We start from the raw sequence: 20,199 nt of genomic DNA on the forward strand, positions 1-20,199 counted from the left end.
GCAAGAAAGTTCCTTATAAAATTACAGAGCGTCGCCCAGGTGATGTGGCAGTATGTTTTGCTGATGCATCGAAAGCAAAGCGTGAATTAGGCTGGGAGGCAACACGCGGATTAGAAGAAATGTGTGCAGATTCTTGGAGGTGGCAGTCTGAAAATAAGGCTGGATATCAAAAAGTTAGTAACTAGAGAATTGGTTATAGGTTGCTAAAACTTTCATTGAGTTATCAATATAGTTTGGCTTAAAAATCGAATTACATGTATAATGTATTTTATATTTTGAAGTTATAATAATTTGATAGCGGTACCTGAAGAAAGAAGGTTAAAAGCATGAAAAAGAAAATCCTATTTTGGATATTAGGAATCATAGGAGTACTAATTATAGGTGGAGGAGCTTACGCTTATAATATATATTCTTCTGTTTCAAAAACATTGGATAAAGTTCATAAACCATTAAAACGTGATCAAGGTACTAAACCAGAAGAAAAAATCAATAAATCTGAACCTGTTTCAATTTTACTATTAGGTGCAGATGAGCGTGGTGGAGATAAAGGACGTTCAGATTCTTTAATGGTCATTACATTAAATCCTAAAAATAATTCAATGAAAACAGTAAGTATTCCTCGTGATACGTATACTGAAATCGTTGGAAAGGGTAAAAGTGATAAAATCAACCATGCGTACGCATTTGGTGGCGTAGACATGTCTGTAGCGACAGTAGAAAAATTCTTAAATGTTCCTATCAATTACTATATTGAAGTAAACATGGAAGGATTTAAAGATATTGTAGATGCAGTAGGCGGTGTCGATGTTAATAATGATTTAGAATTCTCCCTAGAAGGGAAACACTTCCAGAAAGGGAATATTCACTTAACAGGTGACCAAGCTCTAGCATATACACGTATGCGCAAAGAAGACCCACGAGGCGACTTCGGTCGTCAAATGCGTCAACGTCAAGTGATGCAAGCTGTTATTAAGAAAGGGGCAACCTTCTCTTCTTTAACAAGCTATGGTGATGTATTAACAGCAATTCAAAAGAATGTGAAGACAAATTTAACGCAAGATCAAATGTTTGATATGCAAAAGAATTATAAAGATTGTCTGCAGAATAGTGAAGATATCCAAATCCCAGGCGACGGCCACAAAGCCGCTGATGGTATTTGGTACTACTATGTTCCAGATGCTGCAAAACAAGATTTAACGAATAAATTAAGAGCGCATCTTGAAGTGACTAAATAATATGTAATAACCCAACTCCTTTGGAAGGAGTTGGGTTTATTTTTGCATGGATTTATATTAGTATTATATATTGTGAGATTAATAGATGAGGTGAATCGATGAATAAGAAAGCAGTACTTGTCCTTGTTGTTTTTGTATTGTTTGTTGCTTCGATTGTGAGCGGTAAATTGTACTGGAATAAGAAAGTTGCAAATGCAACGGGACAGACGAGTGAAGTAACGAAAGCAAAGGTTGAAGTGAAAGATAGCGGAGCGAAGAAAGAAGAGAAAAAGGAAGAGAAAAAACAAGATGCGAAGTCATCTTTTAATGAGGCATACGCGAAGAACTTGCCAGATGCAGTGAAAGAGAAGTTAAAGAAAGCTGCCCAGGATAAAAAGGCAGTAAACCTTATTATTGTTGGTGATGAAGGTTCTTCATCTGAAAAAGGTGCTTGGGCAGCTAAGTTAACGTCTAATTTAGAAACTGCTTACGGTAAAGGTTTATGGAATGTGACTGTAAAGGAATATAAGGGTGAAAGCACAGAAGAGTTAATTGCGAATAAGCGTGATAAAGAGATTGCGAAAGAGAATCCAGATGTGATTTTATTTGAGCCACCATTTATTACTGATAACGGTAAAACTGGTAATGGGAACTCTGTCGCAAATACACAGAAGTTCGTTCAAGCACTTTCTACTAGTGCAAAGGGTGCTACGATTATGATTCAACCATCAAATCCAGTGTATGGTGCGAAGAATTATCCGAAAGCAATTGAAGCATTAAAACAATTTGCGGCGCAAAATAATTATACATATATTGATCATTGGGGAGCATGGCCGGATGCATCGACAAAGGCTATCCTACCATATTTAAAAGAAGAATTTGGTTTCCCAACTGCTAAAGGTCATGAAGTTTGGGCACAATATGTAACGGATTATTTTGTAGCTAAATAATAAAAAGGGGAGAGGGTATCGTCGACAAAATATGTTCGACAATACCCTCTCTTTTTTTATAGGATTTTTGCTATACTAAACTGTACTATAATACGTGGTGGAAGGAGGAGAATGATGAAAATACTTGTGGTGGATGATGAATCGAGTATTCGTAATTTGATTCGGATGCAGTTGGAGATGGAAGGTTATGAAGTATTGGCAGCGGCTGATGGGAGAGAAGCTTTAGAGAGATGGAATGAAGGGCCGGATGTATTGATTTTGGATGTTATGCTTCCGGATACGGATGGGTATGAGTTGCTTCGTTTGTTCCGTGAGAGGGATAGGGATATTCCCGTGCTTATGTTAACGGCAAAGAGTCAGATGAATGATAAGTTGCTTGGCTTGCAGCTTGGTGCTGATGATTATGTGACGAAGCCGTTTAATTATGCGGAGCTTATTCTTCGGGTTAAGAATATGGCGCGGCGTGTAAAGAAGACGGAGGCGGCTGTAAGTCATGAAGTAATTGAGGCTGGAGAGATCGTGATTTGTCCTAAGGAAAGAAAGGTACATGTGAGTGGACAAGAGATTCAGTTAACGTACCGAGAGTTTAATTTATGTCAGTTATTTGTTTCAAATCCACAGCGTGTGTTTATGAGGGATGAGTTACTTGAGAAAGTATGGGGATTTGAGTATATCGGAAATACGAGAGCCGTTGATATTATGGTGCAGAGACTTCGCAAGAAGCTTGGGACGAGCGGAGAATATATTAAGACAATTTATGGCGTTGGCTATAAACTGGATTGTTAAGTGGTGATGGTATGTCTTTAAAGCGAAATATGGTGTTCGGAATAGTTGGGCTGTTAATTCCGATTTTTGTTCTTTTATATGCAGTTGTTTATATTACGTTAGAAAAGAATATGTATCATAACGCAGCAGATTCTTTAGAAAAGTTAAGTGTAGAAGCACAAATTTATACGATGAATTATTTAGAGAAGGAAGCAGAAGTGGATACGCTTGGTCCGAATTCACTTTTAATTGCGTCGTATTTAGCGAAGCGTATGGATGTCCGTGTGCAGATGATCGGGAAGAATGGCGATGTTGTTGCAGATACACAAAAAGGAGCATTGCTTCACCGTAACATCGACATTGAGAGTTCCTTGAAGGGGAAGAAGTCTTATGTTTTCGAGGAGGCGGATCCAGCTCCTATTCTTTTGTTTTCAAGCCCGGTTTATTATGGAAACGATGTCATTGGAAGTATTCGTTTTATAAATGAGTTAACAGGTGAGAAGGAAGTTTTAACAAATGTGAGCTGGACTTTCTTAATGACGTCTCTTTGTTTAGTAGCTACCGGTATTTTCTTTGCGATTCGTTTGGCGAAGTCTCTTCATAAACCGATTGATCAGTTGAGACAAATGGCACAGAGGCTCGCGAATGGTGATTATAAGAGTAAGATTGAGTTAAATGAGTACGTGGAAATCGCTCAGCTTTCAGCATCTTTTAATGCGATGGCCGATGGAATTGAGCTGCATATTAAGCAATTGCAGGAGGAGAAAGAGAAGCAGAAAGATTTCCTAGACCGCATTACGCATGAGCTAAAAACACCGCTAACGGCAATTATCGGTTATGTTGATTTAATTCCGAAGTTACAATCGAAAGAAGATGTACAGGAAAGTCTTCGTTATGTGGCTGTGGAAAGTGAGCGTTTATTATCACTTGTAGAGGAATTGCTTAAGTCCTCGAAATATGGAACGAGTACGTTTGAAGTGTCTCCTACAGTTGTGAATATAAAGGAATTGGCAGAAGAAGCAGTTTCAATTGTGAAACCTCGCCTAAATCAATTTGAAATTGAAGTGATAAATGAGTTAACGGATGTACATGTTGTTGCGGATTTTGATAAGACGAAGCAAATTTTCTTAAATGTGCTTGATAATGCAATTAAGTATAGTGATGCTTCGCACATTCGTATGAATGTAATTGTAAATGAGCATGAGGCGAAGGTTTTTGTTCATGATGATGGGATTGGTATAGATGAAGGGGTGCTTGCAGAGTGGAATGAGTCTCCGGAAGGAAAGACACTGCCTTCTAGTTACGGGAATGGTTATGGTTTGTATATTTGTCAGGAGATTATGAATAAGCAGGGCGGAAGCATGCGGATTGAGAGTAGTGAAGAAATAGGTACTACAATATTTATTACATTTTTGCTTCCGAGAAGGATGGAAGACATAAAAAACTTGAAAGCGGTTAAATGATACATTTATGAAACAATTATGCGGTATTTTCGAAACAACGTTTTTTTATCTTGGAGGTAGGCAGAAATGAAAAGGCTATCATTTCAAATTCTTATGTTTGTCATTTGTATGATTGTTTCTCTTGTTTTGTTTTATGTTATGGAGAAGCAAATCTATAATCGAATCAACATTGTAAATGATAAACAAGCCGTTTTACAAAGGGTGAATGAATCTCTTCCAATTGAAGTGAAAGTAAGACATGAAAAGTGGGGAGAAATCGTTGTAACGGATGAAGTTCGTTTGCATACGATTGTTTCATTCTTTGACCGAATTCGAATAGAGCCAGGGGACGTTAAGAGCCAAGAACAAGTATTTACTGGAGAAGTAACGTACTTGAATGGACATAAGCGTACTTTTGCAGTAGGTGACTTGTTCCAGTATGGGGAAAATGTATACGGAAAGAATGGCATGGATCCGATGATTTCAGCACTTCAAACGTATTTATTAAGCCTGTATTACACGCCAGAGCGTATTAGTGATTTCTTTGCTTCAGCAAAGGATGTCGTAGTACGTCAAGGCGATGTGGTACGTACTATCAATCTTACGCACATACTTGATTCTATTCGGTCCGCAAAGCAAATTACAGATTACGGAGAAATTCAGAAGTTATTACAATCGCAGAATGAACCGATTGCTTATATTACAGCTTATAAAACAGGTAAGCGTGTAAAGAATGATCGTGAAGATATTCTTACGATTTCTGTGTATCCATCGTACTTTGTTGTGCAATATCTCGGTGATAATAACGGAAATGTTATGTATATGAAAGGCTCTCTAGCAGAGTTATTCGTAAAGGAGAATGCGTCATGAGAAAGATAGCCTTTTTCTTCTTTTTGCTAGTAATTGGAGGAGCGATGTCTAGTTGCTCTCGAGATACAACCTCTATTAAATATAGTAAAAATGGTCTCCCTATTTTGGATGATCGTCATATTGTTGCGTATGTAGCGGCTCGTGAGGAAGTTGGTGAAGCGTTACTTTCATCATTTTGTAAGCCGCGCGGATGTACGTATGAATTTATTCGTCTTTCAACAGAAGAACTTCTTCGTAGAGTGGAAGAAGAAGCTGGAAATCCGAAGGCGGATATTATTATTGGCGGTACAGTAGATGCGCATCAAATGATGAAGCAGAAAAATCTTTCTATTCCTGTGATAAGCCAACATGCAAATCGTATTTCAAAAACTGTTAAAGATAAAGATGGTTATTGGTATGGTTATGAAGTGGAGAAGCTGGCAATTGCGATTAATAAAGAGCGGTGGAACGAGGAAATAGCGCCGCTCGGTCTCTCGTATCCGTTAAGATGGAAAGATTTATTGAATCCAATATATAAAGGAAAGATTGTCATGCCCGATCCAAATGTTTCAGGTACAGCATATACGTTTTTCCAATCACTGATTGATACGTTAGGTGAAGAGGAAGCGAAGGGATATGTGAAGAATCTGGCAGAACAAGTTGGAGAAGTAACAGTGAATGGTTACATCCCAGCAGAACTTGTTGCGAGCGGTGAATATATGATAGGCATCAACTTTATGGGAGATCAGAGAATGCTTCAAAAACAAGGCTTTCCGATTTTAAGTAACGAACCTGAGCAAACAGGGTTATCTGTTAATGCGATTTCGAAACTAAAACGTGCACCGAGTGGTATTATTGCGGATTTATTTATTGATTATTGTTTATCAGAAGAAGCGGGGCATATTTTAGAAAAAGTGTCGTTTGGCGTACCAACGATGTTTGCGAAGAATGAGAAAGAAATAGAAGGACAGCCGGTTAGAAGGACGAACCAAAATATATCAAATAGCGGAATAATCGAGATATGGAATAGACAGCGTCTCTCTCTGAAGTGAGAAAAGGAGACGAAAATATATGTTTAAATGGCTCAAGCCAGCACCTGCAATTGAAAGATTGCCAGCGGATATGATCGACCGTGTATATCGATTACTACGTATTCGTGTGTTAATCGGGATTTCAGTTGGATATGCTGCTTATTATTTAGTTCGTAGTAACTTTACGTTATCAAGTACGTATTTAGTACAAGAATATGGTTTTAGTACAGCTGAAATTGGTCTACTAGGTTCAGTAATGGCAATTGTTTATGGATTTAGTAAGTTCTTTATGGGGAATTTATCAGATAAAGCTTTCGCCCAGCGCTTTATCGCAGTCGGTTTATTCTTATCAGGGCTTGTAAATATTTGTTTCGGCTTTGCATCATCATTTGGGATGATTGTTACATTACTTGTTGTTAACGGTATTGTACAAGGTATGGGAGCACCACCTTGTAGTATTGTTATGACGAAATGGTTCTCGAAGAAAGAACGCGGTACGAAAACAGGTCTTTGGAATATTTCACATAACGTTGGTGGAATGCTTGTGCCACCACTTGTCGGAATTGGTGTAGGTATTTTCGGTGAAAATCATTGGCAAGGCGGCGTGTTTATTTTCCCAGCGATTATCGCAATGGTAATTGCAGTACTTGTTTGGATCAATGCGAAGGATACACCAGAATCTGAAGGTCTTCCTCCAATTGATGAGTATCGTAATGACTATGAAAATCTTGAAAAAGCAGATAATGCTAACAAGATGTCACCAAAAGAAATTTTAATGAAGTATGTAGTGAAAAATAAATTTGTATGGTTCTTATGTATTGCGAATGCTTTTGTTTATTTAATTCGTTTCGGTGTTATTAACTGGGTTCCACTTTATTTAACGACAGTTAAAGGATTTTCAAAAGCAGAAGCGCATGCGGCATATGCAATCTTTGAAGGTATGGCAATTCCAAGTTCATTAATCGTTGGCTTTTTAAGTGATAAATTATTTAAAGGAAAACGTATGCCATTATGTATTATTAGTATGGTTGGAGTTGTTATTGGTACGTTTATATATTGGCAAGCAACTAGCGTACTTGTTGTAAGTATTGCAGTTTCTATTATCGGTTGTTTAATTTATGTACCACAGTTCTTAATCGGTTTAAGTGCGATGGAATTGGTACCGAAATTTGCAGTAGGTACGACAGTTGGTATGTGTGGTCTTTTCGGTTACGTAGGCGGAAGTCTTGTAGCTAACGCAGCAATTGGTGTTATTGTTGATAGTTCTGGCTGGGATGGTTGTTTCATCTTACTATTAACAGGAGCGGTTTTATCAACAATCTTCTTATTTATTGTTCAACGTGGACATGAGAGAAAAGATCCTAAAGTAGCGTAATATTTTGTTTGAAAAGCTATCCAATTGTGTGTGATTGGATAGCTTTTATATTAGAAAAAACAAACAGTATGTAAAATTGCAGTTTAATATATAAATGATTTTTGTTAATTAATATAATTTTTTTAGATTTAATAGACCAATTACGTACATAGTTAGACCGAAAAATCCGCCGCCACAGATGAAAATTACAACCTTAAATAAAGAAATAGAGATTTCTTCTGAACCTACATAGGGAAGGATATAATTCATAAAAACAAACATTTGAAAGCCCCAAAGCACACCTGCTTTTAAGCCAGCTTTTCTTAATTTTTTCTTGTGTTGTAAATATTCTTCTTTTGTTGCACATTCAGTATCACTTAAACCTTTTTTCTTGAATTTAAAGGCTAAGTAATTAGCGTAAATCATATTAGATAGAAAAATGAATATTGTCCCTATAGATATTGTGTGATTCATAGTATCAACAAGTAACATAATAAGCATTACCAACATATTTAACCACCACAAACCAATTCCAGCTACAGATAACTCTTTATTGATTTCTTGTTTTTGGTATTCATCTCTCTCACTTATTGTTCCAACAAAACTATTATAAACTCTTTCTTTCCATTCAATTTTCATCATTTAATCTCCCTCCCAAAATAGACTATTTAAATCTGTTTTTAGTGCTTTTGCTAATTCGATACATAAGGCTAAAGAGGGATTATATTTATTGTTTTCAATTAAATTTATTGTCTGTCTCGCCACGTTAACTTTTTTAGCTAACTCTAGTTGCGATAGCCCTTCAGATTTTCGATATTGTTTAACGTTATTCAAATATAACCCTCCCATTGTTGGTTGTAGACCTCGTGTACCAAAATGTCATTTATATGTGACATTTTATAATTGAATAGATGAAATGTCAAATATATATGACACAATAGCGATGGTGCAATTAGGAAAATGATTTTAATGATTCATTTTGGCAAGAAGTTTGTTAATAAAGAATGGCTTCTATTCAATTAAAATTGCTCTTTTTCCTTTCCTTAAATCTATCTTAAAAGATATAATGTCATATTTCTAATCATTGGAATTTTTGTTACAATATAAATGGATGTGTAAAACTTTGTAAAAAGATTGTAATAATATACAATTTATTTTCAGAAAGTTTTATACAATTATGGTATTTATTAAACTATTAATTTATAAAGGGAGAGAGAATATGTTACCAAATACGGTTCGTACTCCAAACAAGAAGAAGAAATGGATTATTATTGGGGTTATTGCACTAATTGTTATTGTAGCGGCGATTAATATTTTTGTTATGCAAGGTAAGAAGAAGGGGGCATCAACAAATGCTGATGCTGTAAGTTTTGAGAAAGTGACAGAGCGTAAGCTGAATAATACGAAGTTAATTTCTGGTCAGGTGAAGCCTGGTAATATTGAAAGCTTCTATGCAGATCCGGCCAAAGGGAAAGTGAAAGATATTGAGGTAAAAGAAGGGCAAGAGGTAGAGAAAGGTACGAAGTTATTCTCTTATGATAATGAAGAGATTAATCTTCAAATGAAGCAAGCTGAGCTTGATCAGAAGATGGCGGATATGCGTTATGATCAAGGGAAAAAGAAGATTGATTCGTTGAAGAAAGAAATTAAGAAGGCGAAAGATAGCGGAGCTGGGAAAGAAGTAACAGATCCGATGGACGAGCAAGTAAACGAGTTAGAGATAGGACAAAAAACAATTGATCTTGAGAAAGAAAAAGGAAAGTTGCAGAAAGAAGAGTTAAGTAAAAAGCAGAAAGAGCTTACGATTTATAGTAATTTCGCTGGTGTTGTTCAAAAGTTAGATAAAGATGCGGCACAAAGCTCATCTCAAGCGTTAGGTGGTCAAGGAAAAGCGTTTTTACAAGTAGCTTCTAAAGACCCATTCCAAGTTCAAGGTACGTTAACTGAGCTTCAGAAGTCACAAATTCAAAAAGATCAAACATTCACTGTAACGGCAAAAGCAAATAATAAGAAGAAGTGGACAGGTAAGATTACAGAGGTAAGTGAGTTCCCAACGAGCGCAGAGATGGCGCAAGCTGGCGGCATGGGTGAAGCAACTCAAAATATGTCTCAATATACATATAAAGCAAGTCTTGATAGCCAAGATGGTTTATCTCCAGGTTACCACGTTTCTCTGCAAGTAAACTTAGAGAATAAGAAGATGCTTGCTGTCCCAAGTAAGAGCATTGTAGAAAAAGGCGATGATGCATTTGTTTATGTTGAGGAGAAAGGAAAGCTTCGTAAAAAAAATGTGAAAAAAGGTTCTACTGATGGGGACTGGACAGAGGTTGTAGAAGGCGTAACAGTGGGGCAAAAGGTGGTTAAAAATCCTTCCGACGATGTGTATGACGGAATGGAAGTGAAAGAGAAATGATTACGTTAAATAATATTGCTAAAACGTATTATCAAGGAAAATTGGCAGTGCCGATTTTGCACGGTATTAGTTTAACGATTCAGAGCGGTGAGTTCGTTTCGATTATGGGACCGTCTGGCTCTGGTAAGTCGACGCTTATGAATATTATCGGTTGTTTAGATCGTCCAACAGAAGGTGAATATATGCTGAATGACGTGAATATCTTAACAGCAGACGAGTCAAAGCTTGCTTTAATTCGTAATGAATATATTGGCTTTGTATTTCAGCATTTTAATTTACTGCCTCGTCTTTCCGCAGTGGAAAATGTTGAGCTTCCGCTCGTATATGGTGGCGTGAAGAAAGCAGAGCGTCGCAAGCGTGCTTTGGAGGCGCTAGGTAAAGTTGGATTGGCAGATCGCGTGCACCATTTACCAAATGAGTTATCAGGTGGACAGAAGCAGCGTGTAGCGATTGCAAGAGCGATTGCAAATAATCCAACGTTCATTATGGCCGATGAACCGACTGGTGCACTTGATACGAAGTCTGGTGAGCAAGTTATGAATATTTTCACGAAGCTTAATGCAGAAGGTACGACGATTGTTATGGTTACGCATGAAGAGGAAGTAGCAGCGTATTCTTCTCGCCGCATTGTACTGCGAGACGGGAAAGTTACAGAAGATAGAAGGTGTGCGGTATGAGTTTACTAGATAGTATAAAAATTGCCCTGTCTTCTATTTTAGCTCATAAACTGCGTTCAGCTCTTACGATGCTCGGTATTATTATCGGGGTAGGTTCGATTATTACTGTCGTTGCAATTGGGCAAGGCGGGGAAGCGATGCTGAAGTCGAAAATCGCTGGTTCTGGTAATAATCTTATGCCAATTCAATTTAAACCGGATATTAATGATGAGTTCAGTATGGGGGGGCATCAAGTACCGAAATTAACAGAAGAAGATATTATGGAAGTAAAGCAAGTTAAAGATGTTTCTCATGTTATTACGACGAATAATACGATGGAAACAATGGATATTAATGATAAAAAATCAATGATTAATGTTATTGGACTTGATAGTGAATATTTTGAAGTAAATAAAGTGAAAGTGGTTAAAGGTCGTTCATTAAATGAATCTGATATTTCACAAGGAAATAACGTTGTTATGATTAGTACGAAATCAGAAGAGACGTTATTTAAAGATGAAAATCCAGTAGGGAAAATTATTGAAATGAAAGGACAACCGATGCAAATTATTGGTGTCTATAAATCAGATAATGAATTTATGGGGTTCGAGGCTGAGGAAATGTTAATTCCTCTTACTTTATGGCCTGTTTTATACGGAACGGATGAAATTCAAAGTATCGCCATTCAATCTAAAAACGTAGATAATTTAGAAACGGCAGGGAAAAAAGCTGTTGATGTATTAAATAGTCGTAAACCAAGCGATATTCCAGGTAAATATGAATTGGTGAATTTAAAAGAATTCCAAGAAGGTGTTTCTAAAGTTACTAACATTATGACGATGATTATTGGTGGTATCGCGGGTATTTCATTAGTTGTTGGTGGTATTGGTGTTATGAATATTATGCTTGTATCTGTAACGGAGCGTACACGCGAAATTGGGATACGTAAAGCACTAGGAGCAACGCGTAGTAAAATTTTATTACAGTTTTTAATTGAAGCTGTTATGTTAACACTTCTAGGTGGTTTAATCGGAATTGGTCTTGGGTATGGCGGAGCATATATCGTTTCTACATTCGCAAAATGGCCACCACTCGTTTCGTGGGAAGTTGTCGTTGGAGGCGTACTGTTCTCGATGACACTCGGTATTATTTTCGGATTAATTCCAGCAAATAAAGCTGCGAAATTAGATCCAATTGAAGCATTGCGTTATGAGTAATTAATAGTGTAGTAGAACTACACATTACCGTTCTAGTGGGCGGTTCGTAGCCTCTATATGAGGAAGTGAACCGCCCGTTAGAACGGGTTATATAAATAGAAGGAGGCGTTATAATGGAAGCTAATATTAATACGCAAGATGTAGGTGCGAAGAAGCCATCATTATTAGGAATGATTACTTCTCCAAGTGAGCAGTTTGAGAGAATGAAGACGAGTAATGCAGTTTGGGGTGCATTTTGGCTACTTGTTTTAATAGCTGGGCTTGTTGGGGGATTTGCTGCTTATGTATATTCTCTAACACCTGAAGCAATTAAGCTTAATAAGGAATTAGGTGTTACTGTTTCAGCTGCAATGACATATGGTATGGGATTTGGGGTAATTGCTATTAGTATGGCATTTGTCTTTCTACTTAGTGCCGTGGTGTATAAAGTGTTAATGGTATTTATAAGCAATGATACTTCTTATAAAAAATTATTAGCGATTACTGTATATTCAAGTGTTATTTCATTACTAGGTTTATTAATAAATACGATTTTAGCATATATTTTAGGTGGATCAGGTCAAGAAATGTACACTGGCCTAGAGCCAATTTTTGCTTCAAGTAGTGGTGTTGTAAAAGGCATTGTAAGTAAATTTGAAGTGTTTACAATTTGGGGATATGCAGTTACATGGCTAGGTCTTCAAATTACAGCAGGTTTAACTAAAAAGCAGGCAACAATTATTACTATTGTTTTCTTTGTTTTAACTCTTGGAATAGGCGCTTTACAAGGTATGTTCCAATAAGGAAATAAAATAGAAAGGTGGCTCTTTCAAGAGTCACCTTTTTTATTTTTACCCCTACTTCAAATACCACCAACAAAATTTCAAATACTACCTATTGTAATTTCAAATTCCGTCGGTAGTATTTGAAATTACTCACGGTGAAATCTTTTCTTTATTTTTATATTGTGAAGGTACCGCGGAATACTAGAAAGGTATACCTTTTAGAAACGGGTACTGTGTGAAGCCAGCCACTTTTAAAGAAGCAGTTGTTTTGTACGAAGGGATGATTGTAAATCAGATAAAGAAATTAGGTATTCGTAAAGATTATGAAGAGTATTATCAATGTGGTTTAATCGGTCTTTGGCATGCGTATGAAAGGTTTGATGCAAAGAAGGGGTATTTCCCTGCATATGCAGTTGTAACGGTGCGAGGTTATATATTAGAGAGATTGAAGAAAGAGTTCGCAGTGCAGGAGAAGTGTGTATGTGTAGGAGAGTATGAGGATATCTTTCATTTTGAAGATGTTGAAATAAGAGTGAAGGATTTTATGAGTGTGTTAGACGAGAAGGAGAAGTATATTATTTTTGAACGTTTTTTTGTAGGGAAGACGATGGGAGAAATCGCTTTAGAGACGGAAATGACATATTATCAAGTAAGATGGATGTATCGGCAAGCACTCGAGAAAATGCGCGATAGTGTAAAAGGATAAAAATAGCAAATAGAATGGAAGGTGATGAAATACTACCTTCCATTCTATTTGTTATTAAGGTGATGAATCTTGCATGTTCATTTGGGATAATACATATCCCGCTTTCCATAATTGCTGACTTAGCTTATGGGAACTAATTTGTATCGTTACGGTAGCTCCGTTTGAAAAATGAATTTTAGCTCGTTTAGCTTTTTTGAAAAACTCTATTGTATGAACATGTTTGAAGAAAAGCCAAATACAATTTGGAGAAGCAGGAGATTCTGTTGGGAAAGCACAAATATATTCTCTATGATTGATCGGAATTGGAACGTTTTGTTTGAATTTAAATTTTGTTTTTACGGCATTACGTCTCCCTTGATAAGTAGAATGAATATTTGTTAGACAAGATTTCTGTATAAGTTGGAGAGCAGTTTGACAGGAGTAAAGATGGTTTCCGCTACTGTCGATAATTTTTGTACGGTAATAAGGGTGTTTACATGGTTCAAGCATCATTGTAGAACTAGAAATAAAAATGTTGTTTTCATTATCCATAATTCTATAGCCTCCCTTATAATTTTCATTCCGAATATAATTATATGTAAATTAAGTAAATTTACTGTTAATATTCTATTTCATATTGTAAATTTTGGCTATTCGTTTACAATCAATAGGTGATAGTCTTTCTAATTTGCATCGCTTGTACATATATATGAAAATAGAAAAGAGTAGGCGGTGATATAGTATGAAGAAAAAGTATATTATTATGGCTTTAGTTGTCGTTCTCCTAGTATATTTAGCAAACAGTAATCCGAGTAAAGGAGAATATACAGAATGGGCAGCGAAGCAGTTTATGAAGCGTAATGATGTGAGTAAGAAGCTAGATGAAGTTCAAAAAGAGAATGAAGAGGGTCTTCTTGGCGACTTGGCATCGGCCGGTAAAAAGTTAGCCAAAAAGTATGTTGAGCCACAAGTTGGGTTATTAATTGATCATTATACGAAGCGAAATGATTATATATTCTTCTCAACATATACGACTGAGTTTGATATAGGGGAAGAACATTATAAGTATGTATGCGTCGGTTTTTCAAAGATTTTTATCCCGATTGAAATGCCGAAGAAAAAAGACGAATCTGCAAAATGATGCAGATTCGTCTTTTTCATTTTATAGAGTAATGGGAACTTCAGATACATTTTTTTCTACAAGGCGAGCTCCCTTTTTTCTTGTATTTTCATCAATGGATGAAAATACAGATGAGGCAAGGATTGTATCCATTACTTGATTTACGACTTGTGCATCGATTGGTGTGATGGGCGTATCGATAGAAAAAACGACTGTTTTTCCATCTTCCTTCGCGAAAATCAACTCTAGTACTTGCATGTGTTATTCCCTCCTTTGTATTTATCCCGCTATTTACGGGATTTGGGTCTGCCGGTTAAATTGCGGGCTAATAATCAGCGAGGATGAATAAAATCCCCACTGATCCGAGTTTTACTTTATAGTTTAGAAAGATCTGATGTGCTTACAAGTTGTACAGCGTGAAGCGGTGATGCTTGTAAGGAAGCTAGAGCATGAGCTACATTGTGTACTTGATCTAAGCTCGCATTTGTTTTAACACGTTTAAATTGTTTGCTCTTGAAAACTGTTTTGCCGTTCTTATCTAATCCGTTATTTAAGACAAGACGTAAAGTTAAATCCATTACGATTGTTTCAATTGCCATGTGTATCACCTCCTTTCAATTTATAAATAGGATGCAAATGTCATGTTTTGGCGTGAAATTTTTTCTTTTTTTTGGTACCCTTAAAAGATTAAGAGAGGAGAATTCTGGATAATGAATCGTAAATGGTTATTTTGGATTCCTGTATTACTATGGATGGGGCTGATTTTCTATTCTTCGGCACAACCATATAAAAAGCAGGATATGCGTTCAGATATTGAACAATATGTAAATGTTGAATTTGTGAAAGAGCATTTTTCATGGGTATCTATCGATTATGGTGGAGGAACCCCTGTTAGTATTGCGAATAAAGGTGTAGGCGGATTTATTGAGTTTTTCCTTCGTAAAGGTGCTCATTTTATGGTGTTCTTTATGCTAGGTTCATTGATTTATTACGCTTTTCATCGATCAGGTCATTCGAGGAAAAGATGTTTTATATATGCCCTTCTTTTCGTTGCGGGTTATGCAACATTTGATGAAATTCACCAATGGTATACGGGAGACCGTACACCAATGTGGCAAGATTCATTGCTTGATACGTGCGGCGGGTTAACGGGGATTATAATAAGTAATTGGTTTTGGAATAGAAAAAAGCGCTAATCTCATTTCGAGATTAGCGCTTTTTTTGCGGGTAGTAAAACTCCCCGTAAAAGCCCGATTGGTGAGGGCTGATAATCAGTGGGAGATGAACAAAACCCCCACTGATTCAAGTTTCACTTTATACACCGAGTAATTCTTTTAGTTCGTCTGTTGATAGTTCAGTCATCCAACTATCGCTTGTGATGACCGCATTGTTTAGAGATTGTTTTCTTTCTAGCATTTCATCAATCTTTTCTTCTAATGTTCCTGTTGTAATGAGTTTGTGAACATGAACAAATCGTTTTTGACCAATGCGATATGCGCGGTCTGTTGCTTGATTTTCCACAGCTGGATTCCACCAACGATCGTAGTGAATGACATGGTTGGCAGCGGTTAAGTTTAATCCTGTTCCGCCAGCTTTTAAGGATAAGATGAAAATGTCATACGTTCCGTTTTGGAACTCCTCAATCATCTTGTCGCGATCTTTTTTCGGTACACTACCGTTTAAGAAGAGGACACGCTGGCCGAATTTTTCTTCTAGCACACGTTTTAGCATGTTCCCCATGCCGATATATTGAGTGAAGATGAGGCAACTTTCATTTTGATCTTTTATATTTTCTATGAGCTCCATCAACGTTTTTGTTTTCATAGAGCGTTCAACGACATTTTGTGGCTCTTCTTCTTTTAAATAAAGAGCTGGATGATTACAAATTTGTTTTAGCTTGTTCAGCATAAGTAATATAAAGCCGCGTCTTTCAATTCCACTTAATCCTTCGACATTTTGCAGTGTATCTTGAACAAGTTGTTCATATAAGGAAGCTTGTTCACCAGTAAGAGGACAGTAAGCTTTTTGTTCTTGTTTATCTGGTAAATTTAATGCGACTGTTTGATCTTTCTTCGTTCGGCGCAGTAAAAATGGTGAGATAAACCGTTGAACTTGCTGGATTTTTCCTTCATCACGATCCTTTTCAATTGGTGTGACGAAGCGGCGTTGGAATTGCCCTAAGCTTCCGAGATATCCATGATTAATAAAGTCGAAAATGGACCAAAGTTCAGCGAGGCGATTTTCCATCGGTGTACCAGTTAAAGCGATTTTGTGATTTGCTTGCAAGTTTCGTACTGCTTTCGACTGTTTCGTATGTGGGTTCTTAATATTTTGTGCTTCATCCAAAATAACAGCATCCCAGCATAATGAAGTTAGTTCTTCCTCATCGAGTTGAGCCAATGCATAAGATGTTAATACAACATCTGCTGATTGAAGGAAATCTTCAAATGAATTCCCCTTATCTCTATTACTTCCGTAATGTAATTGAACACGTAAATTCGGTGCGAAACGCTCAAATTCTTTTTGCCAATTTCCAAGAACAGATGTCGGCGCTACGATTAATGCAGGGCCTGTTTTGAGATTGTTTTCTTTTATATATAGTAAGTAAGAGATTGTTTGAATACTTTTCCCGAGTCCCATATCGTCGGCTAGCAATGCTCCAAATCCAAGCTTTCGTAAATATAACAACCATTCAATGCCGTGTTGTTGATACGGACGAAGTGTTGCGTTTAGTGAAGTAGGGACATCTACTTTTGGAATATCTCCAATATGAAGCAGCTTTTGGAATAGTTCCTCATAATATCCATCTAGTTCGATTTCAATATCAGTAAACGGACTATCATCTTCTACAATTTCTGTTTCAGCCGTATTTGATAAATGTTGCTGTAGGACATCTTTCATCTCTAGTCCGTATTTATCGGCACGGTTCATGAGTTTCCTTACTTCTTCGATAAAGGCTGGATCTAGTCGCATCCATTGACCATTTATATTAAATAGACGTTTATTTTGTTCAACGAGTTCGAAAAATTCGCTTTCTGATAAATCAATGCCGTTCGTCGAAATGCGCCAATCAAAATTAACGAGCGTATTCATACCGAAGAACGATTGTGTTTGTGCTGTATTTTGCTTCAGCTGGACACGTAATTTCGGTTTTGTTGCTTTTAAATTTTGCCACCATGATGGTAGTAAAATTGTAATGCCGGCTGCAAGTAATTCATTGCTTGCTTCTGTTAAGAAGTTCCAAGCTTCTGTTTCAAAGAGCTCATTTCGGAACGTATCTCCTTCTTTTAACCACGGTATGAGTTTACTAAAACCTTCTTGTGTTTCTGTAATCCGTTCTTCGTAATCGTGCCACCTTTTCGGTAAGGAATCGATGTTTTCATATACATATATGCGATGCGCCCCGCGCTTTGGTGTCACAATTGTTTCAAGCTTCCACATTTCAAATTCTTCTTGTGGTTCTTGTAGTCTTAGTCCGATTGTAAACGGAAGATCATCTTCAATATAACCAATTTTCCGAAGCCAATCTTCTTCATGTAGTGCTGTTTCCAGTTGTCTTTTCGTAAAGTCATAATGTTCATATAGTCTTTTAGCATCTTCCCAGCCGTCATTTGAGCGGTTGTCTTGTAATATGCTTTCATTTACTGCTGCTGAGAAAAGCGATGCTAATGTGTCATCTTCAATTGGTGTATTTTGAACTTTCCAAGATGGTTGTTTAGGCCAATGATTCATATTTGGTACGAAACTACCACTCGTAAAGGCATCCCATAGTTCATTAGCATCTTTCGTAAGTGCTGTAATCGTGCCGTTTATTTGAATATGTGCAAAGGAATTCATCGGTTTGTTTGCAATGTATTCAAAGGCTTGTGCATTTGTTAGCAGCACACCTTGTTTTCCTTCGAAGGTTGCTTCTTTTAGAAACGTACCGTAGAAAGAAGTGGAGTGCCATGTGAATGCATTTCGTTTCCAACTTGTTACGGATAATGGAGTACCGCTGTCATTTTCTCCCCAAAGGAACCAACCTTGACTAACATGCTGGAGCCTAATTGTTACTTCAGTTTGATTGATCATCGATTAATTTTCCTTTCCGTAATTCCTCTTGTAGTGCACGCAGACGTGAATGGAGATTGGCGATGTGAATAATGAAAGCATCCCATTCATCGGTGCGTTTTAATCGTTTATATAATGTACGTAATTTCTTTAAGTAACGAACTGCACGTTTATATGATTTACGATTTCGTTCTTCAATCGCCTCTACAGCAGCAAGATGGTAAAGAGGAAGTGCCACTTCTGGCGCTTCTTTTTCAATATCTTTCAGTGGCTCTTTCAACAGTTCAATTGCCTCAAATCCATATAAGAGATGAAGCTCTGCCCATGTGCGATACTGTTTTTTCGCGAGTACGTACTGTTCGTAGTTTGTGAAACTATACGGCAATAGTTCTTGTAAAATCATTTCAAAACCAGCTTGTTCATTTGTATGTGTTGCATATGTTTCATACATGATTACAAATAGCCGAACGATATCTTTTATGAAAATCGTATTTTCGTGATCTTGGATCGTTTTCTTTACTTGTTTATACGTAAAGGAAAGCCAGTTTTTTGCACGATCCCATTGCATGGCACTTAATAGTTCTTCTAACCAATAGAAGTATAGACTCACAACAGAAGCAGGTTGTTTCTTTAGTAAGTCCATCGCTAGTAAATCTTCATCATTTAAAAAGAGAAGATGAGAAGACGCTAATGCTTTGGATAGTAGATTGATTTTCGTATCGATTCGTTTTTCTTCCTCTTCTATGTTCTCTTTATTGTTTAAAAGTTCACTCCATATGTGACGATAAATGAAAAATCGCTCTTGCGTATAAGCGTCGGTAGAGAAGAATACTTCATGAACGAGACGAGCTGTTTCTTGCAAAATTATTTCAGACTCTGAAGGAATCGCTTCTGATTGTAAGTCCCGAACGATGGATTCCACTTTATCTACAAATAGGCGAATGACATTAACAGGTTGGTGATAAGAATACGTTTTGTTTGCTTCGAATGCCTGAATTTCTTCTAATAATTTTTGAAAGCAGTAAATTGCTGCATGTAACCTGAATAATTCATGTATGGCGATGACGCGCGGAGCTTTCCGCTCAAGCTTCGTATAGAAATCTGTAAAGATACTCATAAGAAAATACATTTGTTTATAAGTAAGGCGAGCTTGTTCTTTTTTAAATGAATCATATTCTTTTTCAAAATATGATTCCCAACTTTTATAATCCGTTTCTTCAAAAGCTGATGATTGCAATACTTGTCTTGCAGTTCTAATAGGAGGAAGGGAAGGTTTCGTATTATTTTTAAATAAAGTTAATACATCTCCTACTTGCCCGAAACTAGACGCTGCAGATAGCAATACAGCGAGCATATGCTCACATTGTGTTGGTGCGAAGCAATCACAATAACTTTCAGCGACATTACGAATCGGAATATGAACGCTATATACGTTGCCTTCCGCATCTACAGTTCCTGACAGTGTATAACCATCAAAGTCAACGTTGTAGACAACACCACTACGATATAGGTGCCGAGCTGTAGCGACATGTTCCTGATCAGCTGTTTGCTGCGGATCTAGTCCTTGAACGAACTCATTCGCAATCATCATAATTTCATCTTTCGTAATTGAGTGTTGCAGCATAATATTCCTCCGTACACATATTTCTTTCCTTTACCATTATAAACAAAAAATGCTCAAAACAGAAA

At 36.9% G+C, this 20,199-nt stretch carries 22 protein-coding genes; 15 read left to right on the plus strand and 7 right to left on the minus strand.

The annotated features are described in order from the left end of the window. The 8 genes from EBQ15_RS12800 to pgtP form a co-directional block, all read left to right on the plus strand. The coding region (locus tag EBQ15_RS12800) for a GDP-mannose 4,6-dehydratase (RefSeq protein WP_206430795.1) at positions 1–185 on the plus strand (185 nt) is incomplete at its 5' end. 141 nt (positions 186–326) lie between these two features. Further along, positions 327–1,235: a polyisoprenyl-teichoic acid--peptidoglycan teichoic acid transferase TagU gene (tagU, locus tag EBQ15_RS12805; RefSeq protein ID WP_000727055.1), complete on the plus strand. Its 909-nt coding sequence runs from the start codon at positions 327–329 to the stop codon at positions 1,233–1,235. Positions 1,236–1,333: 98 nt separating this feature from the next. Further along, positions 1,334–2,164, plus strand: coding sequence for an SGNH/GDSL hydrolase family protein (locus EBQ15_RS12810; RefSeq protein ID WP_001034212.1), 831 nt, complete (start codon positions 1,334–1,336; stop codon positions 2,162–2,164). A 114-nt stretch (positions 2,165–2,278) separates the two neighbouring features. After that, positions 2,279–2,950 carry a response regulator transcription factor gene (locus tag EBQ15_RS12815; RefSeq protein ID WP_000699553.1) on the plus strand — a complete coding sequence of 224 codons (672 nt, stop codon included), beginning with the start codon at positions 2,279–2,281 and terminating at the stop codon, positions 2,948–2,950. An 11-nt stretch (positions 2,951–2,961) separates the two neighbouring features. Further along, positions 2,962–4,392 carry a HAMP domain-containing sensor histidine kinase gene (locus EBQ15_RS12820; protein WP_000054022.1) on the plus strand — a complete coding sequence of 477 codons (1,431 nt, stop codon included), beginning with the start codon at positions 2,962–2,964 and terminating at the stop codon, positions 4,390–4,392. Between the two features lie 66 nt (positions 4,393–4,458). Beyond that, positions 4,459–5,241, plus strand: a complete 783-nt coding sequence (locus EBQ15_RS12825) for a DUF3919 family protein (protein WP_000826622.1) — start codon at positions 4,459–4,461, stop codon at positions 5,239–5,241. After that, a complete protein-coding gene (locus EBQ15_RS12830) occupies positions 5,238–6,272 on the plus strand; it encodes an ABC transporter substrate-binding protein (protein WP_001225639.1) in 1,035 nt (344 codons plus the stop codon). Before EBQ15_RS12825 ends, EBQ15_RS12830 begins: the two co-directional genes overlap by 4 nt. A gap of 19 nt (positions 6,273–6,291) precedes the next feature. Then, positions 6,292–7,626 (plus strand): MFS transporter, encoded by a 1,335-nt coding sequence (gene pgtP, locus EBQ15_RS12835; RefSeq protein ID WP_000477602.1) that lies wholly within the window; start codon positions 6,292–6,294, stop codon positions 7,624–7,626. Positions 7,627–7,734: 108 nt separating this feature from the next. Here the strand turns inward: pgtP and EBQ15_RS12840 are convergent, their stop codons facing one another. Continuing rightward, positions 7,735–8,247 (minus strand): DUF3278 domain-containing protein, encoded by a 513-nt coding sequence (locus EBQ15_RS12840; RefSeq protein ID WP_000975585.1) that lies wholly within the window; start codon positions 8,245–8,247, stop codon positions 7,735–7,737. Continuing rightward, positions 8,248–8,439 carry a helix-turn-helix transcriptional regulator gene (locus EBQ15_RS12845; RefSeq protein ID WP_001067016.1) on the minus strand — a complete coding sequence of 64 codons (192 nt, stop codon included), beginning with the start codon at positions 8,437–8,439 and terminating at the stop codon, positions 8,248–8,250. It abuts the gene before it with no gap. Between the two features lie 385 nt (positions 8,440–8,824). Here EBQ15_RS12845 and EBQ15_RS12850 point away from each other — a divergent pair, with 385 nt between their 5' ends. The 5 genes from EBQ15_RS12850 (at position 8,825) to EBQ15_RS12870 (ending at position 13,361) form a co-directional block, all read left to right on the plus strand. Continuing rightward, complete coding sequence (locus tag EBQ15_RS12850) at positions 8,825–10,018, plus strand: efflux RND transporter periplasmic adaptor subunit (protein WP_000937318.1); 1,194 nt, start codon at positions 8,825–8,827, stop codon at positions 10,016–10,018. Continuing rightward, positions 10,015–10,695, plus strand: a complete 681-nt coding sequence (locus tag EBQ15_RS12855) for an ABC transporter ATP-binding protein (RefSeq protein ID WP_000631626.1) — start codon at positions 10,015–10,017, stop codon at positions 10,693–10,695. The genes EBQ15_RS12850 and EBQ15_RS12855 overlap by 4 nt, the downstream gene beginning before the upstream one ends. Next, positions 10,692–11,891 carry an ABC transporter permease gene (locus EBQ15_RS12860; protein ID WP_000054380.1) on the plus strand — a complete coding sequence of 400 codons (1,200 nt, stop codon included), beginning with the start codon at positions 10,692–10,694 and terminating at the stop codon, positions 11,889–11,891. The genes EBQ15_RS12855 and EBQ15_RS12860 overlap by 4 nt, the downstream gene beginning before the upstream one ends. A 113-nt stretch (positions 11,892–12,004) precedes the next feature. Continuing rightward, positions 12,005–12,673 carry a YknW family membrane protein gene (yknW, locus tag EBQ15_RS12865; protein WP_000387930.1) on the plus strand — a complete coding sequence of 223 codons (669 nt, stop codon included), beginning with the start codon at positions 12,005–12,007 and terminating at the stop codon, positions 12,671–12,673. Between the two features lie 217 nt (positions 12,674–12,890). Beyond that, positions 12,891–13,361: a sigma-70 family RNA polymerase sigma factor gene (locus tag EBQ15_RS12870; RefSeq protein WP_000801285.1), complete on the plus strand. Its 471-nt coding sequence runs from the start codon at positions 12,891–12,893 to the stop codon at positions 13,359–13,361. Between the two features lie 54 nt (positions 13,362–13,415). Here the strand turns inward: EBQ15_RS12870 and EBQ15_RS12875 are convergent, their stop codons facing one another. Next, on the minus strand, positions 13,416–13,892 hold the full coding sequence (locus EBQ15_RS12875) for a competence protein ComK (RefSeq protein ID WP_000368313.1): 477 nt from the start codon (positions 13,890–13,892) through the stop codon (positions 13,416–13,418). A gap of 190 nt (positions 13,893–14,082) precedes the next feature. Between EBQ15_RS12875 and EBQ15_RS12880 the strand changes: the two genes are divergently transcribed. Next, positions 14,083–14,481, plus strand: coding sequence for a DUF4359 domain-containing protein (locus tag EBQ15_RS12880; protein ID WP_000731405.1), 399 nt, complete (start codon positions 14,083–14,085; stop codon positions 14,479–14,481). Between the two features lie 21 nt (positions 14,482–14,502). Here the strand turns inward: EBQ15_RS12880 and EBQ15_RS12885 are convergent, their stop codons facing one another. Both EBQ15_RS12885 and EBQ15_RS12890 read right to left on the minus strand, forming a co-directional pair. Then, positions 14,503–14,718: a DUF2922 domain-containing protein gene (locus tag EBQ15_RS12885; RefSeq protein ID WP_001197593.1), complete on the minus strand. Its 216-nt coding sequence runs from the start codon at positions 14,716–14,718 to the stop codon at positions 14,503–14,505. 116 nt (positions 14,719–14,834) lie between these two features. After that, positions 14,835–15,059 (minus strand): DUF1659 domain-containing protein, encoded by a 225-nt coding sequence (locus EBQ15_RS12890; RefSeq protein WP_000963861.1) that lies wholly within the window; start codon positions 15,057–15,059, stop codon positions 14,835–14,837. A gap of 111 nt (positions 15,060–15,170) precedes the next feature. On the opposite strand from EBQ15_RS12890, the gene EBQ15_RS12895 reads away from it, so the two are divergent. After that, positions 15,171–15,656 (plus strand): VanZ family protein, encoded by a 486-nt coding sequence (locus tag EBQ15_RS12895; protein ID WP_001080707.1) that lies wholly within the window; start codon positions 15,171–15,173, stop codon positions 15,654–15,656. A gap of 118 nt (positions 15,657–15,774) precedes the next feature. On the opposite strand, the gene EBQ15_RS12900 is transcribed toward EBQ15_RS12895, so the two are convergent. Together EBQ15_RS12900 and EBQ15_RS12905 are read right to left on the minus strand one after the other, a co-directional pair. Continuing rightward, positions 15,775–18,531, minus strand: coding sequence for a DEAD/DEAH box helicase (locus EBQ15_RS12900; RefSeq protein WP_000610131.1), 2,757 nt, complete (start codon positions 18,529–18,531; stop codon positions 15,775–15,777). Next, entirely contained in the window at positions 18,515–20,134 is a 1,620-nt protein-coding gene (locus EBQ15_RS12905; RefSeq protein WP_000939130.1) for an SWIM zinc finger family protein, read from the minus strand. The genes EBQ15_RS12900 and EBQ15_RS12905 overlap by 17 nt, the downstream gene beginning before the upstream one ends. Positions 20,135–20,199: the final 65 nt, after the last annotated feature.

The sequence above is a fragment of the Bacillus sp. 2D03 genome (assembly GCF_003946765.1).
Classification (GTDB): Bacteria; Bacillota; Bacilli; order Bacillales; family Bacillaceae_G; genus Bacillus_A; species Bacillus_A cereus.